The sequence below is a fragment of the Testudinibacter sp. P27/CKL/0425 genome (assembly GCF_052931395.1).
In genome coordinates, this window is record NZ_CM128801.1 from 1,832,838 (window position 1) to 1,847,838 (window position 15,001).

A 15,001-nucleotide genomic window follows, 5' to 3' on the forward strand; every position below is an offset into this window, starting at 1 on the left:
CTACGCTGCTCTTAGCGAGGTGTACCATTTTAAAATTAATTAAACAGTTTTTCGGCAAGAAGGAAAAAAACCAACGCAGCCCGAAAACACAAGACACGCAATCATCGACGAGCACTTTAACGCAACCTCATAAAGCCAAAATCCGCCCCACGCCGACTCTTGGGCCAAAAGTGAGCAAACCGCGCAAATCGAATCATCAGACCGCACTTCACCCGCATAAAACCAACAAATATCAATTCAAAGCGTCTGAATATTGCATTTATCCGCGCATGATCCAGCGCAATGCGTTGAGCGTGGTCGAAAAATTACAACGCAACGGCTATGACGCCTATGTAGTCGGCGGCTGCCTGCGCGATCTACTGTTGGACAAAAAGCCGAAAGATTTTGATGTCGCCACCAACGCCAATCCCGATCAAATTAAAAAAATCTTTCAGCGCCAATGCCGTTTAATCGGGCGCCGTTTTCGCTTGGCGCACATTATGTTCGGGCGTGAAGTGATCGAAGTCGCCACCTTCCGTGCTGAGCACCAAGAACAGCATCAAGGCGATCTGTCGCGCCAAAGCTCAGAAGGAATGCTGCTGCGCGATAATGTTTACGGCTCCCTGGAAGACGATGCCAAACGCCGCGATTTCACGGTGAATGGGCTGTATTATGATCCGAAAAATAACGTATTGATAGATTATTTCAATGGTGTGGACGATCTGCGCAACGGTAAATTGCGCTTGATTGGCGATGCCGAAACCCGCTATCAAGAAGATCCGGTCAGAATGCTGCGCGCCATTCGTTTTATGGCAAAACTGGATATGTTTTTGGATCGTGAAACCAAAAATCCGATCAAACAGTGCGCGCCGCTGCTGAGAAATATCCCTGCCGCGCGGCTATTTGACGAATCCCTGAAGCTGTTGCAAAGCGGCTATGGGTTAAAAACTTACGAATTATTAAAGCAATACCAGCTATTGCCTTACCTGTTCCCGACCTTAACCGCGTTTTTCACCGAACAACAGGATTCAATGGCGGAACGCATGATCCGCAAAGCGTTGCAGTCTACCGATGAACGGATTAAAGACAATTTGCGCGTCAACCCTGCGTTTTTATTTGCCGCGTTTTATTGGTATCCGCTGCGCGAAAAAATGGAACAATTGAAAAATGAAGCCGCATTGAATAACTTTGATGCGTTTTCGATTGCCGCCAGTGAAGTGTTAGACGGATTGTGCCTTGCGCTGACCGTGCCGAAACGCTATACCATTGTGGTGCGTGAAATCTGGCAGTTGCAATTGCAACTGCCAAAACGTAGCGGCAATCGGGCGGAAAAAACCATGCAACAGCTGAAATTTCGTGCCGGTTACGATCTGTTGGCGATGCGTGCCGAATTGGAAGGCGGTGAATTGATCGAATTGGTGAGCTGGTGGCATGAATATCAACTCAGCAACCCACAACAGCGTGAGAACCTGATAGTGGAACAAAACGAACGCCACCCGCAGCCGAAAAAGAAACGCCGTTATCGTCGCCGCAAACCGAGCAATAAGGCAAAAAATGCAAACTAAGCCAAATTACCAGCGCTGCTATATTGCCTTGGGCAGCAATTTAGCCACCCCAATCGAGCAGCTGAAAAGTGCGGTTTCTTCCCTCGAAAACCTCACCCAGACCGAGCTGATTGCCGTCAGTTCGTTTTATCGCAGTAAACCCCTCGGGCCGCAAGATCAGCCGGATTTCGTCAACGCGGTGGCGACGATTGAAACCGAACTTTCGCCGCTTGCACTGCTTGATGCACTGCAACAAATCGAACAACAACAAGGCAGAGTTCGGTTGCGCCGCTGGGGCGAACGCACGTTGGATCTGGACATTCTGCTGTATGGCGATCAGGTTATTCAAAGCGAACGCCTGACCGTACCGCACTACGATATGCACAACCGCGAATTTGTGATCGTACCGCTATATGAAATCGCACCGCACTTGCAGTTGCCAAGTGGGAAAAAGTTATCAGAATATGTTATTCAATTTGAAAAAAATAGTATGGAAGTTATCGAGCAATATGCTTAAGCGTATTCTCAAATATCATAATATCTACATTAGTCCAGTCCCTTGCGAATCATCGGTTCGAAGAAATCGTATTCAACTAAAAACGCGTCATGGCCAAAATCGGAATTGAATTCGTGGTAGTCCAGTTGCACGCCGTTTTCTTCCAACAGCGCTTTACTTTTGCGCATATCCACCGCTTTGAACAGCTGATCATTTGCCACCGCAACCAGCATATAACGCGCTTTGATTCGTGATAACGCTTGTTTGATGTCATTTTGATAATTCATTGCCGGATCGTATAAGTCCAGTGCGCGGGTTAAGTGCAGATAACTGTTGGCATCAAAGCGATCGAGAAATTTCTTGCCTTGGTAGCTAAGGTACGATTCCACTTGAAAGTAATCGCCGAAATGTTCCGGCACTTGTTTTTGCACCCGCCCAAAGGCTTTATTCAATTGAATATCGGTGCGATAGGTCAACATCCCCAACATTCTGGCGATCGACAACCCCTGCTCCGGCGGCTGCCCGCCATAGTAATCGCCATTGTTAAAGTGCGGATCAGCAATAATCGCTTGGCGCATCACATGGTTAAATCCGATAGCTTCGGCACTGAAATGTAATGAGGAGCAGAGATTGATTACACTGCCAACCATTTCGGGATAGTCAATCGCCCACTGAGTCGCCTGCATACCGCCGAAAGAGCCGCCGATCACCGCGCGCAAGTGCGGTATTTGCAATGCATCAAGCAAAGCTTTTTCCACTTGAATAATATCTTGAATGGTGATTGCCGGGAATTGGCTGCCGTAGGGCTTTCCGCTAGCGGGATTTATCGAGGAAGGGCCCGTTGTGCCTTTACAACCGCCCAGCACATTAGAACAGATAAAAAAGAAGCGATCGGTATCCAGCGCCAAACCGGGCCCCATAAAACTTTGCCACCAGCCTTTGGCTTCACTTTCATCGGCAAAATACGGTTCGGCATCGCCGGTCAGCGCATGACAAATTAAGACGGCATTATCTCGTTCGGCGTTCAATTGTCCGTAAGTTTGGTATGCCACTTCAATGTTACCGAGCTTTCCGCCTAAAAGTAACTGCATCGGATTTTCAGTAAACAGTTGAATGGATTTGACCGCCATAAATATCTTGAACTCGTTTTTATCTGTTGTTATTGAATTAAGTGCATAAATTACCGATCCCTAAAATCATTGTCAAGCAATTTTAGCCGTCTAAACATCTGGAATGATATACTTCCAGCTTCTCGCTTGCTTTTTCACCTTTTAACGCTATGCTAATGCATAATTTTATTGCGTATAAGGGCTGTCCGCGTATGTTACATCACCCAATTAAAGGCGCACTGGCAATGGTGCTTGCCGGTGTGGTATTTGCCGTGATCAACACCGTCACTCAGGTTTTGGGCACGGAAACCCAAATTGATTCCGCCTCGGTGGCGCTGTATCAATATTTGTTTGCGCTGCTGTTTCTTGCGCCGAGCCTGTTGAGAGCCGGAAAAAGTGTGTTCAAAACCCGCCATTTGTTATGGCATATTCTGCGGGTTGGAATCTCGGTGGTCGGGATTCAATGTTGGATTAGCGCATTAATGTATCCGATTCCGATTTGGCAAGGCATCGCGTTGATCATGACCTCGCCGCTGTTTGCCACACTCGGCGCGGCACTATTTTTAAAAGAACAAGTCGGGGTTAGCCGCATTGTCGCCACCCTGCTGGGCTTTTGCGGCGCGATGATCATTCTAAAGCCGTGGGCGGAAGATTTTAATCCGGTCGCATTATTGCCGCTCGCCGCCGCGCTATGTTGGGCGATTTATTCGCTGATGGTGAAAAAATTGTCCGCCCACGATTCGCCGACAACGATCGTGGTGTACCTGTTTATTTTGATCACCCCGTTTAATTTGCTAAGCGTGCTGCAATCTTCCGCCTTATCTCTGCCGAACGCCGCGCAATGGGGCTATCTGATTTTGCTCGGCTTTTTAACGGCAATTGCTCAATTAGCGATCGCCAAGGCGTATAATCTGGCGGATGCCGCGTATTTACAGCCGTTTGATTTCCTTAAATTGCCGCTGAATATTTTTGGCGGCTGGTTGGTATTTCACGCCGTTCCGCCGGGGCGACTCTGGCTGGGTGCAGGTTTGATTATTTTAGCTATTTTATATATTACATACCATGAAAGTGCGGTCAAAAAGCGAGCCGAATCAGCAAAATAAGACGGCTTCGTCTGGCAGACAATCACTAATATTGCTAAAATAACAACATAGGTTATTGTCATAACGCCTCATCCTCACTATAAAATGTAGTAAGCATTCCGACAAATTAGCCGCAGGTTATTCCAAGTGCGGTTATATTTGGATTTTTGAGTCAGCGAAGCAATCGCATATTGTGATAGAAAGATAATAAAGATGGCAGCACGCAAAAAAATCGAAAACTCCGCTCCATTGGCGCCGCCCGCCAATCAATGGGGTGTGGCGATTCGTCGCCTGCTAAAACCGCTGCTCAAATATTCCGCTTATTTTTTCTCTTTCTCACTGATTGTGATTATTCTGGTCGATCAAGCGATCGGTTTTTATGTCCGCAAAAATATCCATTATGACATTCACGCCGTGCCGCACCGCCCTTATGCGCTGGTGCTTGGCACATCGCGCTATTTTAGCGACAACTCGCTGAATCTGTTTTATTACAATCGCTTGTTGGCGGCACAGGAATTAATCAAAAATAACAAAGTGGACTACCTGCTGTTAAGTGGCGACAACCGCACGCCACAATACAATGAACCGCGCAATATGTTTTATGACTTGCGCAAATTGGGCGTAAACGGCGAATTTATGTATCTGGATTTTGCCGGTTTCCGTACGCTGGATTCGGTGATTCGCGCCAAAAGTGTTTTCCGCGCCGATGCTTTCACCATTGTTTCACAGCGTTTCCATTGTGAACGCGCACTGTTTATCGCGCAATATTACGACATTGATGCGATCTGTTATGCCGCGGAATACCCAGACGGACACTACGGCGTGCGGGTACGCGAATTTTTTGCCCGCCTGTATATGCTGTGGGATCTGCTGACGGAAAAAGGCCCGTATTTTTTAGGCGAGCCGGAACCGCTACCGCCGCCGCTGATGTCGGAATAACCGACAAACCGCACTTGAATCACAATTTAATCTGTATTTAGTATTGTTCTTGGTGCCAGAAAAACGGATAATACTTCCTTGTTTTTTCGGCTGGATAGTTATGATCGATTATCTCTTATTGGTGATTGGAACCGCACTTGTTAACAACTTCGTCCTGATTAAATTTTTAGGGCTGTGTCCGTTTATGGGCGTTTCCAAAAAAATTGAAACCGCTATCGGTATGGGACTGGCAACTACCTTTGTGTTGACAGTGGCTTCGCTATGCTCGTATTTAATCGACCGCTATATTTTAATGCCGCTCAGTGCCGAATTCTTGCGCACACTGGTCTTTATTCTGGTGATCGCGGTGGTGGTGCAATTCACGGAAATGGTGATCCACAAAACCAGCCCGACGCTCTACCGCCTGCTCGGCATTTTCCTGCCGCTGATCACCACCAACTGCGCGGTGTTGGGCGTGGCGTTATTGAATATCAACCTTTCCCACACCTTAGTACAATCGGTGATTTACGGCTTCAGCGCCGCTTTAGGCTTTTCACTGGTGTTGGTGTTATTCGCTGCCCTGCGTGAACGGCTTGCCGCCGCCGATGTGCCGAAACCGTTCCGCGGCGCCTCCATCGCATTAATCACCGCCGGCTTAATGTCACTGGCATTTCTAGGCTTTACCAATCTGGTGCACAGCTGATGGCTATTTTGAATCAATTGACCGCACTTCACTGGGTGCTGCTGATTATTGCCTTGTTAGCGCTAATTTTTGGCGCAGTTCTCGGTTTTTCATCGGTGAAACTCAAAGTCGAAAGTGATCCGATTGTCGATCAAATTGATGCGATTTTGCCACAAAGTCAATGCGGACAATGCGGATATCCCGGTTGTCGCCCGTATGCGGAAGCGATCGCCAACGGCGATGTGATCACCAAGTGCGTTCCGGGCGGGCAACCGCTGGTAGTGCAACTGGCGGATATGTTGGGTGTTGAAGTGCCAAGCACCGATTTTGCCGAAGGTGCGCCGGAAGTGAAAGTCGCGTTTATTCATGAAGACATGTGTATCGGCTGTACTAAGTGTATTCAAGCTTGCCCTGTCGATGCGATTATCGGCTCAAATAAAGCGCTGCACACGGTGATTCCCGATCTGTGCACCGGCTGTGAATTGTGCGTCGCTCCGTGCCCGACTGACTGCATTACCATGGAAAAAGTGGCGAACAATATTGAACAATGGAATTGGAAATTCGATCCGAAACTGATTATTCCGGTCAATCGCGTACAACCCAATTTGCCTGCTGAGAACGGAGGAAAAAATGCGTGATTTAATCCAACGTATTAACTCCGGCAAACTGTGGCAATTTCCCGGCGGAATTCACCCGGCGGAGATGAAATCGCAATCCAACCAGAAAAAAATCGGTCGCCTCGCACTGTCTGATCACTTCTATATTCCGCTGAAACAGCACGTTGGTGACGCTGCCGAATTAACCGTCAAAATCGGCGACAGCGTACTAAAAGGGCAACAGCTCACCAACAGCCAACTTTTGAGTAAATTGCCGATCCACGCCCCGACCTCCGGACGTATTATCGACATCTGCGCCTACCCTGCCAATCACCCGTCCGGTTTAAATGAACCGATGATCGTGCTTGAAGCGGACGGGCTTGATCAATGGCGTGACCGCACTTTGCATGATGATTTCATGGCGTTCAGCGTAGAACAGTTGATTGAACGCATTTACCAAGCCGGAATTGCAGGGCTCGGCGGCGCGGTGTTCCCGAGCGCCAATAAAATCAATTATGTGACCAACGGCATTAAATTGCTGGTGATTAACGGCGCGGAATGTGAGCCTTATATCAGCTGTGATGATCGTTTAATGCAGGATTACAGCCATGAGATTTTAGAAGGGATTCGCATCTTGCGCTACCTCACTCGCCCTGAAAAAATCGTGTTTGCGATTGAGGACAACAAACCGCAAGCGATTCAGGCGATTAAAAAAGCCCTGCAAGGCGCGAATGATATTGAACTGCGGGTGATTCCGACTATCTATCCGTCCGGCGCCTCAAAACAACTGATTCAAGTGCTCACCGGATTGGAAGTGCCAAAAGGCGCGCGTTCCTCCTCACTTGGCATTCTGATGCACAACGTCGGCACGGTTTTTGCCATTAAACGCGCGGTGCTCGACGACGAGCCACTGATTGAACGCGCGGTGACCTTAACCGGCGATAAAATCCCGCAACCGCGCAATTATTGGGTGCGCCTCGGCACACCAATTCAAGATCTGCTGCAACAAGTCGGCTATCAGGCGGACGATCGCCTGCCGATTTTTGTCGGCGGCCCGATGATGGGCTATATTTTGCCGAATCCGCAAGCGCCGGTTACCAAAATGACCAACTGCTTGATTGCACCAGATCATTTTGAATATGCCCCGCCACCGCCCGAACAGAGCTGTATCCGCTGTTCCAGCTGTTCCGATGCTTGCCCGGTGCAACTGTTGCCGCAGCAACTGTATTGGTTTGCCCGCAGCGAAGATCATGAAAAATCACAGCAATACTATCTCAGCTCTTGTATCGAATGCGGCGTGTGTGCTTATGTCTGTCCGAGCAATATTCCGTTGATTCAATATTTCCGTCAGGAAAAAGCCAAAATTGCGGAAATTAAACATAAAGAGCGATTAGCCGAAGAAGCCAAAGTGCGGTTTGAACAGCGTGAAGCACGTTTGTTGAAAGAGAAATTGCAACGCGAACAACGCGCGCAACAAGCCGCCGAAAAACGTCGCCAAGAAATTGCGCAACAAAAAGGCGAAGATCCGGTTAAAGCCGCATTGGAACGCTTAAAAGCGAAGAAAGCCGCTCAAGCGACCGAAGCGGCTGCCGAACCGACAACCGGCAACGTAATCCAAACCGAACAAGGCGAAACACTGCCGGATAACCGAGAATTAATCGCACAACGCAAAGCGCAGCGTGAAGCCAAACGCTTACAACAAGCAGAAAGCCCAACCGGCAACACTCAGGCTTCTGATGCGGTAGCCGCTGTTATTGCGCGTGCTAAATCCAAAAAAGCAGCGGCTGAAAGTAAACAAGCAACAGCAGATTCGGCAAATTTCGCTGAAAACAGCCCAAGTGCGGTCGAAGCCGATCCTCGCAAAGCTGCGGTCGCCGCTGCTATTGCGCGCGCCAAAGCGAAAAAAGCAGCAACTGAAAGTGAACAAGCGACAGCAGATTTAGCTAATTCTGCTGAAAACAGCCCAAGTGCGGTCGAAGCCGATCCGCGCAAAGCCGCCGTTGCTGCTGCTATTGCGCGCGCTAAAGCGAAAAAAGCAGCAACTGAAAGTGAACAAGTGACAGCAGATTTAGCTAATTCTGCTGAAAACAGCCCAAGTGCGATCGAAGCCGATCCGCGCAAAGCCGCCGTTGCTGCTGCTATTGCGCGCGCTAAAGCCAAAAAAGCAGCAGCTGAACACGCTCAGCAGGCTAAAACCGAATAATAGCAGGTAGAGAAATATGTTTAAAATCGTCAGCTCCCCGCATGCGCATTCCAGCAACCTCACCGCACGCTTTATGCTGTGGGTGATTGTCGCCATGCTGCCGGCTGTTGCTGCACAGGTCTATTATTTCGGCAACGGCGTACTGATTCAAATTGCACTGGCAATCAGTTTTGCTTATCTGCTGGAACTGATTGTTACTGCCCTGCGGCGTAAACCGCGTTTCTTTTATGTCTCTGATTTCAGCGTGATTTTAACCGCACTGATTTTGGCAGTTGCCATTCCGCCTTATGCGCCCTATTGGCTGATTCTGATCGGTACCTTTTGTGCCGTGATTTTAGGCAAGCACGTTTACGGCGGCTTAGGGCAAAATCCGTTTAATCCGGCAATGGTCGGCTATGTGGTGCTGTTAATTTCGTTTCCGCTGCAGATGACCAGCTGGATCCCGCCGATTTCATTGCTAAATGAGCCGCCGACTTGGAATGATGCGGTTTCACTGATTTTTAACGGACTCAGCAGCGACGGCTATTCCTTAATTCAGCTCACTGCCACTATCGACGGCATCACCCAAGCAACACCATTGGATTCTTTGCGCAGCGGTTCACTTGCCGGCAAGGGTTGGTTCGACATCAGCAGCTCGCCGATTTTTGACCGCACTTCGTTAGGGGCTTTCGGCAACGGCTGGTGGCAACTTAATCTCGCCTTTTTACTCGGCGGATTGTTTCTGCTATGGAAAAAAATTATTCATTGGCAAATTCCGGTTGCATTATTAAGTACGTTAGCGTTATTTTCCTGCGCCCATTGGCTACTGGCTTCACAGCTCTCACCGAATCCGTTATGGCAATTATTTAGTGGCGCAACCATGTTCTGCGCATTTTTCATTGCAACCGATCCGGTGACTGCCTCAATCACCCCGAAAGGCAAAATTGTGTTCGGCATGTTGGTCGGTTTTCTGCTGTATGTTATTCGCCATTTCGGCAATTATCCCGACGCGGTGGCGTTTTCGATTCTGCTGGCGAATATCTGTGTGCCGTTGATCGATCACTACACTCGCCCCCGTGTCTATGGCTATCGGATTAAACAGTAGGAGCGCAGCATGATTATCAAAACCACTTTCCGATCCGCTGCGATTTTGGCACTGGTTGCCCTGTTGTGTACCACACTTTCAATCGGCGTTTATCTGCTGACCAAAGATCGCATTCAATACGCCGCCGAACAGCAGCAACAACAGCTGTTGCGCCAAGTTATTCCGGCAGGCTATGCGGATAATGATCTGCTGCAAAGCTGTGTGATTCCTGATCCGACGCGCTACCCTAACCTGCCGCAGCTGTATATTGCACAGAAACAAGGCAAAATTAGTGCCTATGCACTCAAAACCGTCACCAATCTGGGCTATTCGGGGCGTATTGAAGTGTTGGTCGGGATCAGCGTCGAGGGCAAAATTTTAGGTGTTCGGGTGTTACAACATAAAGAAACACCGGGATTAGGCGATAAAATCGAAACCGCAAAATCCAATTGGATTTATGGATTTGACCAACAACAATTTAGCCTGGATAATCAAGCGCAATGGGCAGTTCAAAAAGACGGCGGCAAATTTGATCAGTTCGCCGGTGCAACTATCACTCCAAGAGCGGTGATCAGCGCGATTAAAACCGCCGCATTGGCGGTGGTTGCCGATTTCCAACAAACGCCACCGACTGATTTCAGCCGTTGTCAGTAAGCGAGGAACAGACCATGTCCGAACATTCAACTCAGCCGTTGGGCGATATTGATATTATCACAATCGAGCAGCCTACAGCGCAGCCAAAAAACAACTGGCGCACTATTTTTCATCAGGGATTATGGGACAATAACTCAACCTTAGTGCAACTGCTCGGCTTGTGTCCGCTGTTGGCGGTATCCAGCAGCGTAACTTACGCATTGGGTTTGGGGCTTGCCACCATGTTGGTTTTAATCTGCACCAATACCATTGTTTCACTGTTCCGTAGCACCATTCCGCACGAGATCCGCATTCCGATTTATGTGATGATTATCGCTGCCACCGTGACCGCCGTTCAGCTGTTAATGAATGCGTTTGTGTATGAACTGTATTTGGCACTGGGGATTTTTATTCCGCTTATCGTGACCAATTGCATCGTGATCGGGCGCGCCGAAGCCTTTGCTTCCAAAAACAGCGTGTTGCCTTCGCTATTTGACGGTTTTTCAATGGGGCTCGGCATGACACTCAGCTTATTTGTGCTCGGCGCAATGCGTGAAATCTTAGGCAACGGCACGCTGTTTGATGGCTTAGATCAACTGTTCGGCAGCTGGGCAAAATCACTGCGGATCGAAATTCTGCACGTTGACACCAGCTTCCTACTGGCTATTTTGCCGCCGGGCGCTTTTATCGGCTTGGGGCTAATCTTAGCTGTCAAAAATCTCATCGATAACAAGGCGTAAGTGCGGTATGAATCAGAAAAAACGAATTGAAATCCTGACCCGATTGCGCGACGCCAACCCGAAACCAACCACCGAATTGAACTTCAGCTCGCCGTTCGAATTGCTGATCGCCGTGATCCTTTCGGCACAAGCCACCGATAAAGGCGTGAATAAAGCCACCGACAAGCTGTTTCCTGTCGCCAACACCCCACAAGCGATTTGGGATTTAGGGGTAGACGGCTTGAAAGAATATATCAAAACTATCGGGCTTTTTAACAGCAAGGCGGAAAACGTGATCAAAACTTGCCGACTGTTGCTCGACAAACACCAAGGCGAAGTGCCGGAATCCCGTGAAGCACTGGAAGATCTGCCCGGCGTCGGCAGAAAAACTGCCAATGTAGTGTTGAACACCGCTTTCGGCTGGCCGACTATCGCCGTCGACACCCATATTTTCCGTGTTGCCAACCGCACCAACTTCGCCCCCGGCAAGGACGTGGTGAAAGTCGAAGAGAAACTGCTGAAAGTCGTCCCGGCGGAATTTAAAGTCGATGTCCACCACTGGCTAATCCTACACGGCAGATACACCTGCATCGCCCGCAAACCACGCTGCGGCGCGTGTATCATTGAGGATTTGTGTGAGTTTAAGGATAAGACGGAGTATTAATAGAGTGAAAAGTGCGGTTAAGACAACCGCACTTTGGGATTCTCTCTTAAGAGACAAAAAAGCGGATAAAAATCCGCCTTTTCCAGTATTACCAATATTTTTCAATCTCAGCTCGAATGGCTTCTGCTGTCGCCTTGCCTTTCTCACCGACCAACGCACGCCCTGCAATAAAGGCTTTGGCATTTTTAATCGGGGCGAATAGGTGCATATCTTCAGGAACGATCCCGCCAGTAATCGACAGTTGCAAACCTAGATTTGAAAGCTGTTGCATTTTGACTAAATCGTCTTCAGTCCAGCCCACACCTGCTAATTCCGCATCACGGGAACGGTGATAAATCGCTTGCGTAATCCCCAAATCCACCCATTTTTTCGCATCGTCCAATGTCCAGTTGCCGTAAAGTTCAATCTGAATTTCACGTCCAAATTCATCCGCCACTTTTTTACACGCACCAATCGTTGCGATATGGGCGGCGGCAGAAACAGTGATCCAATCCGCACCGGCTTCAAATGCCATTTTTGCTAAAATAGCACCGCCGTCAGTAGTTTTCATATCACACACCAAAATATGCTTCGGGTGTGCTTTTCTAAGTGCGCTCACCGCTGACATTCCCTCGGCGAATGCCAGAATCGTACCAACTTCGATAATATCCACATAACCAGCTACGTTTTCAGCGGTAGTCAGTGCGGTTTCTAGATTTAATGAATCCAACGCAATTTGCAATAATGGTTTTGTCATATGTCCTCTCTTAATTGAAATAAATAGTTATGCTTTGCTGAGCGCTTTGTCAATCACACGATAAATATCTTCTTTGCTATTACAAGCCTTTATTTTTTCTAAGTCAACACCTGTTTCGCTATCCTCATCATCAAGCACTTGGGTAATTTCCATCAAGCCCTGCATATGCTGATCCGAAGTGCTGCCCGCTAAAGTTAATAAAACATCTACCGGCGTTTCTTCACCTTCAAACACTACCGGGGTTGTTAAAGTAACCAGTGCAAATGCGGTTTTATTGACTCCGTCCTCCGGGCGTGCGTGCGGCATTGCCAGTCCCGGTGCTAAAATGATATAAGGTCCGAGTTCATTGATACTGTTGATAATCGCATCATGATAACGAGGTTCTACCGCACCTGAAGCCACTAACATATCTGTGCCGATTTTGATTGCTTGTTGCCATGTATCCGCTTGTTGATTCAATTTGATTGAGTCATTTTCGATCAATAATTGTTTTAAGTTCATATTTACTCCCTGTCTTTTCCGGTGCCAGATCCGACACCGAAATTTAGTCACGCTGTTTGATATTAAACCGTTGTTGAATAATAGCAATCAATTCATCACCGAATGAGTTTGGGTTGAGCATATTTTGCACACCGAGAATAACTTTATTTTCAGGCACTTGCATCTCACCGGCTAAATGTTTTGAAGATACGATGATATCCGTACTATCCAATTTTGATTTGTAATCGGAAATCGCACATGAATCCATGGTATTCGGAATGCCTTTTTTATCTAAATAAGCACCGATTTTCATTTTCATCATCATTGAAGAACCTTGTCCGTTACCGCATACCGCCAATACACGTACCGGTTTAATGCCACTTAGATCGTTGTCATCTTCAATAATACTATCCGCCGCATTCTCATTAACATCATAATCTAAGCCGTAACCGTCCATTTGATCCAATGTTTTTCCGGCAGCCGCGGCAGCGGCTTCATCTGCCCGCAGCTTTTTAGAGGCAAATGCCATATACACCATTGAAAGAGCGATAATCACAAAGATGAAAAGCGGAATACTATTTAAACCTTGTAGAATCGGCGGAAACACCAACGCCCAGTCAGCCATTCCCATCCAGCCGTTAAATGCGGTGCCGTTATCACCAAAAATTTGGATTGCCCATGCGGAGCCCAAAACTTCAATAATCCCCATGGTAAAACAAATTTTCACTACCGCTTTCCAGCCGCCAAAGTGGTTGGCAAACACACCAATAGTGGCATTAGAGAAGAACATCGGGATAAAGCCCGGAATAATCATGATCGGAGAATCAAACAGTAACAGCCCGATTACTGCGACAAACTGCCCGATAGCCCCCCACATGAAACCAAATACCATTGCATTTGGGGAATAGGCGTAAATCGCCGCACAGTCAATAGCCAATACCGCATTAGGAATAATTCGTTCGGATACGCCTTTAAATGCTTCTGACAGTTCCGCCACAAACATCCGCACGCCGGCTACAATCACTTGAATTGCCACAGCAAATTTCAATCCGGTTTCCAGAATGTAAATAGTCCAGTGAGTTTTACCCGCCATAGCCTGTAAATTATCCAAGCCGAATGAAAGCAAAATGATGCCGAAAAATATTGTCATCACAATGGCTGTTGCAGAAATACTATCATGGAAAATATGTAACCATTTAGGCAGTTTCAAATGATCAACCGATTCATCCCTATTTCCCAGTTTTGGTGCAACTTTTGTCGCTACCCAAGAAGCAAATTGTTGTTGATGCCCTATTGAAAAGCCGGCACCGCCTGTTACAGCTTGTGTGGCTTTATACATAATATTAGAAGAAATCCCCCAATATAACGCCATTAAAATTGCGGTATAGATGATGGTTTCCCACATTGATGCGCCGATGACCAGATAGAACACGGCAATCAGGCCGGCTTGCTGGAACATGATATGCCCGGTGAGCATAATGGTACGGATACCGGTAAAGCGACGAAATACAACGAGCAAAATATTCAATGCCAATGCGAGTAGCACCGCATAACCAACCCATGAATAATCATCTCCCATAGTTTCCATCGTCGCCATCATGCTGGTATAGGGATCAATTACCGAACCGGTCAAATGGTGATATTCTGATAATTTTTCAATCACCGGTTTAAAACCACCAACCAAGGTTGAAGCACCAACTTGCACTAACATAAAACCGACAATGGTTTTAATCGTCCCTTTCAATACGGTTGTTGTATCTTTTCTTAAAAGAATATAACCAATACAGGTGACTAAGCCTAATAATAATGGCGCTTTTGTCATAACTTGGCTATAGAATATGTAAAATATGTTATATAGTGTTTCCATAATTCACTCCATAGAGATGATAGAATTGGTGATTGAAAATGATGATATCTTTGTGTTTAAGCTAGAAAACCGCTCTTTTACTCACTAAAACGATCTCAAGACACAGAATAAATCATTATCAATGACCAAATAAAGATTATTTTTGATTTTATGTGAGCCAGATCTAAAAAATTCTGGTATCAATATTTTGAGGAAACAATTAAAATCATTTAAAGTTAAAGTTAAAGTTA

General features: G+C 47.2%; 15 protein-coding genes. 11 read left to right on the top strand and 4 right to left on the bottom strand.

The window, feature by feature from the left end; translation table 11 throughout:
- The first annotated feature begins 269 nt into the window (after positions 1-269).
- Complete coding sequence (pcnB, locus tag ACUHGC_RS09115) at positions 270-1,544, top strand: polynucleotide adenylyltransferase PcnB (protein ID WP_446834879.1); 1,275 nt, start codon at positions 270-272, stop codon at positions 1,542-1,544.
- Entirely contained in the window at positions 1,534-2,040 is a 507-nt protein-coding gene (folK, locus tag ACUHGC_RS09120) for a 2-amino-4-hydroxy-6-hydroxymethyldihydropteridine diphosphokinase (protein ID WP_446833024.1), read from the top strand. Before pcnB ends, folK begins: the two co-directional genes overlap by 11 nt.
- Positions 2,041-2,069: 29 nt before the next feature.
- Here the strand turns inward: folK and metX are convergent, their stop codons facing one another.
- Positions 2,070-3,149 carry a homoserine O-acetyltransferase MetX gene (gene metX / locus ACUHGC_RS09125; RefSeq protein WP_446833025.1) on the bottom strand — a complete coding sequence of 360 codons (1,080 nt, stop codon included), beginning with the start codon at positions 3,147-3,149 and terminating at the stop codon, positions 2,070-2,072.
- Positions 3,150-3,340: 191 nt separating this feature from the next.
- On the opposite strand from metX, the gene ACUHGC_RS09130 reads away from it, so the two are divergent.
- The 9 genes from ACUHGC_RS09130 (at position 3,341) to nth (ending at position 11,688) form a co-directional block, all read left to right on the top strand.
- The gene (locus ACUHGC_RS09130) at positions 3,341-4,231 is read left to right on the top strand and encodes a DMT family transporter (RefSeq protein WP_446833026.1); all 891 of its coding nucleotides are present in this window, start codon (positions 3,341-3,343) and stop codon (positions 4,229-4,231) included.
- 192 nt (positions 4,232-4,423) lie between these two features.
- Entirely contained in the window at positions 4,424-5,149 is a 726-nt protein-coding gene (locus tag ACUHGC_RS09135) for a SanA/YdcF family protein (protein ID WP_446833027.1), read from the top strand.
- Between the two features lie 100 nt (positions 5,150-5,249).
- Positions 5,250-5,831, top strand: coding sequence for an electron transport complex subunit RsxA (rsxA, locus tag ACUHGC_RS09140; protein ID WP_446833028.1), 582 nt, complete (start codon positions 5,250-5,252; stop codon positions 5,829-5,831).
- Positions 5,831-6,448 carry an electron transport complex subunit RsxB gene (gene rsxB, locus ACUHGC_RS09145; protein WP_446833029.1) on the top strand — a complete coding sequence of 206 codons (618 nt, stop codon included), beginning with the start codon at positions 5,831-5,833 and terminating at the stop codon, positions 6,446-6,448. The genes rsxA and rsxB overlap by 1 nt, the downstream gene beginning before the upstream one ends.
- The gene (rsxC, locus tag ACUHGC_RS09150; RefSeq protein ID WP_446833030.1) at positions 6,441-8,609 is read left to right on the top strand and encodes an electron transport complex subunit RsxC; all 2,169 of its coding nucleotides are present in this window, start codon (positions 6,441-6,443) and stop codon (positions 8,607-8,609) included. The genes rsxB and rsxC overlap by 8 nt, the downstream gene beginning before the upstream one ends.
- Before the next feature lie 73 nt (positions 8,610-8,682).
- Positions 8,683-9,693, top strand: a complete 1,011-nt coding sequence (gene rsxD, locus ACUHGC_RS09155; protein ID WP_446834880.1) for an electron transport complex subunit RsxD — start codon at positions 8,683-8,685, stop codon at positions 9,691-9,693.
- Positions 9,694-9,702: 9 nt separating this feature from the next.
- Positions 9,703-10,326, top strand: coding sequence for an electron transport complex subunit RsxG (gene rsxG / locus ACUHGC_RS09160; RefSeq protein WP_446833031.1), 624 nt, complete (start codon positions 9,703-9,705; stop codon positions 10,324-10,326).
- A 14-nt stretch (positions 10,327-10,340) separates the two neighbouring features.
- The gene (locus ACUHGC_RS09165; RefSeq protein ID WP_446833032.1) at positions 10,341-11,045 is read left to right on the top strand and encodes an electron transport complex subunit E; all 705 of its coding nucleotides are present in this window, start codon (positions 10,341-10,343) and stop codon (positions 11,043-11,045) included.
- Positions 11,046-11,052: 7 nt separating this feature from the next.
- A complete protein-coding gene (gene nth / locus ACUHGC_RS09170; protein WP_446833033.1) occupies positions 11,053-11,688 on the top strand; it encodes an endonuclease III in 636 nt (211 codons plus the stop codon).
- A gap of 88 nt (positions 11,689-11,776) precedes the next feature.
- Here the strand turns inward: nth and ACUHGC_RS09175 are convergent, their stop codons facing one another.
- From ACUHGC_RS09175 to ACUHGC_RS09185, 3 genes are read right to left on the bottom strand one after another with little or no spacing between them, the layout of a single operon-like run.
- Positions 11,777-12,424, bottom strand: a complete 648-nt coding sequence (locus ACUHGC_RS09175) for a 3-keto-L-gulonate-6-phosphate decarboxylase UlaD (protein ID WP_446833034.1) — start codon at positions 12,422-12,424, stop codon at positions 11,777-11,779.
- 27 nt (positions 12,425-12,451) lie between these two features.
- Positions 12,452-12,925, bottom strand: coding sequence for a PTS sugar transporter subunit IIA (locus tag ACUHGC_RS09180; RefSeq protein WP_446833035.1), 474 nt, complete (start codon positions 12,923-12,925; stop codon positions 12,452-12,454).
- A 43-nt stretch (positions 12,926-12,968) separates the two neighbouring features.
- Positions 12,969-14,771, bottom strand: coding sequence for a PTS ascorbate-specific subunit IIBC (locus ACUHGC_RS09185; protein ID WP_446833036.1), 1,803 nt, complete (start codon positions 14,769-14,771; stop codon positions 12,969-12,971).
- Between the last annotated feature and the right edge of the window lie 230 nt (positions 14,772-15,001).

What these genes read in the sequence shown, in the direction of transcription:
- ACUHGC_RS09135 (WP_446833027.1), top strand. Translation starts at nt 4,424, where the DNA reads ATGGCAGCACGCAAAAAAATCGAAAACTCCGCTCCATTGGCGCCGCCC.
- rsxB (WP_446833029.1), top strand. Translation starts at nt 5,831, where the DNA reads ATGGCTATTTTGAATCAATTGACCGCACTTCACTGGGTGCTGCTGATT.
- ACUHGC_RS09175 (WP_446833034.1), bottom strand. Translation starts at nt 12,424, where the DNA reads ATGACAAAACCATTATTGCAAATTGCGTTGGATTCATTAAATCTAGAA.
- ACUHGC_RS09130 (WP_446833026.1), top strand. Translation starts at nt 3,341, where the DNA reads ATGTTACATCACCCAATTAAAGGCGCACTGGCAATGGTGCTTGCCGGT.
- rsxC (WP_446833030.1), top strand. Translation starts at nt 6,441, where the DNA reads ATGCGTGATTTAATCCAACGTATTAACTCCGGCAAACTGTGGCAATTT.
- rsxA (WP_446833028.1), top strand. Translation starts at nt 5,250, where the DNA reads ATGATCGATTATCTCTTATTGGTGATTGGAACCGCACTTGTTAACAAC.
- ACUHGC_RS09165 (WP_446833032.1), top strand. Translation starts at nt 10,341, where the DNA reads ATGTCCGAACATTCAACTCAGCCGTTGGGCGATATTGATATTATCACA.
- rsxG (WP_446833031.1), top strand. Translation starts at nt 9,703, where the DNA reads ATGATTATCAAAACCACTTTCCGATCCGCTGCGATTTTGGCACTGGTT.
- ACUHGC_RS09185 (WP_446833036.1), bottom strand. Translation starts at nt 14,771, where the DNA reads ATGGAAACACTATATAACATATTTTACATATTCTATAGCCAAGTTATG.
- folK (WP_446833024.1), top strand. Translation starts at nt 1,534, where the DNA reads ATGCAAACTAAGCCAAATTACCAGCGCTGCTATATTGCCTTGGGCAGC.
- metX (WP_446833025.1), bottom strand. Translation starts at nt 3,149, where the DNA reads ATGGCGGTCAAATCCATTCAACTGTTTACTGAAAATCCGATGCAGTTA.
- nth (WP_446833033.1), top strand. Translation starts at nt 11,053, where the DNA reads ATGAATCAGAAAAAACGAATTGAAATCCTGACCCGATTGCGCGACGCC.
- rsxD (WP_446834880.1), top strand. Translation starts at nt 8,683, where the DNA reads ATGCTGTGGGTGATTGTCGCCATGCTGCCGGCTGTTGCTGCACAGGTC.
- pcnB (WP_446834879.1), top strand. Translation starts at nt 270, where the DNA reads ATGATCCAGCGCAATGCGTTGAGCGTGGTCGAAAAATTACAACGCAAC.
- ACUHGC_RS09180 (WP_446833035.1), bottom strand. Translation starts at nt 12,925, where the DNA reads ATGAACTTAAAACAATTATTGATCGAAAATGACTCAATCAAATTGAAT.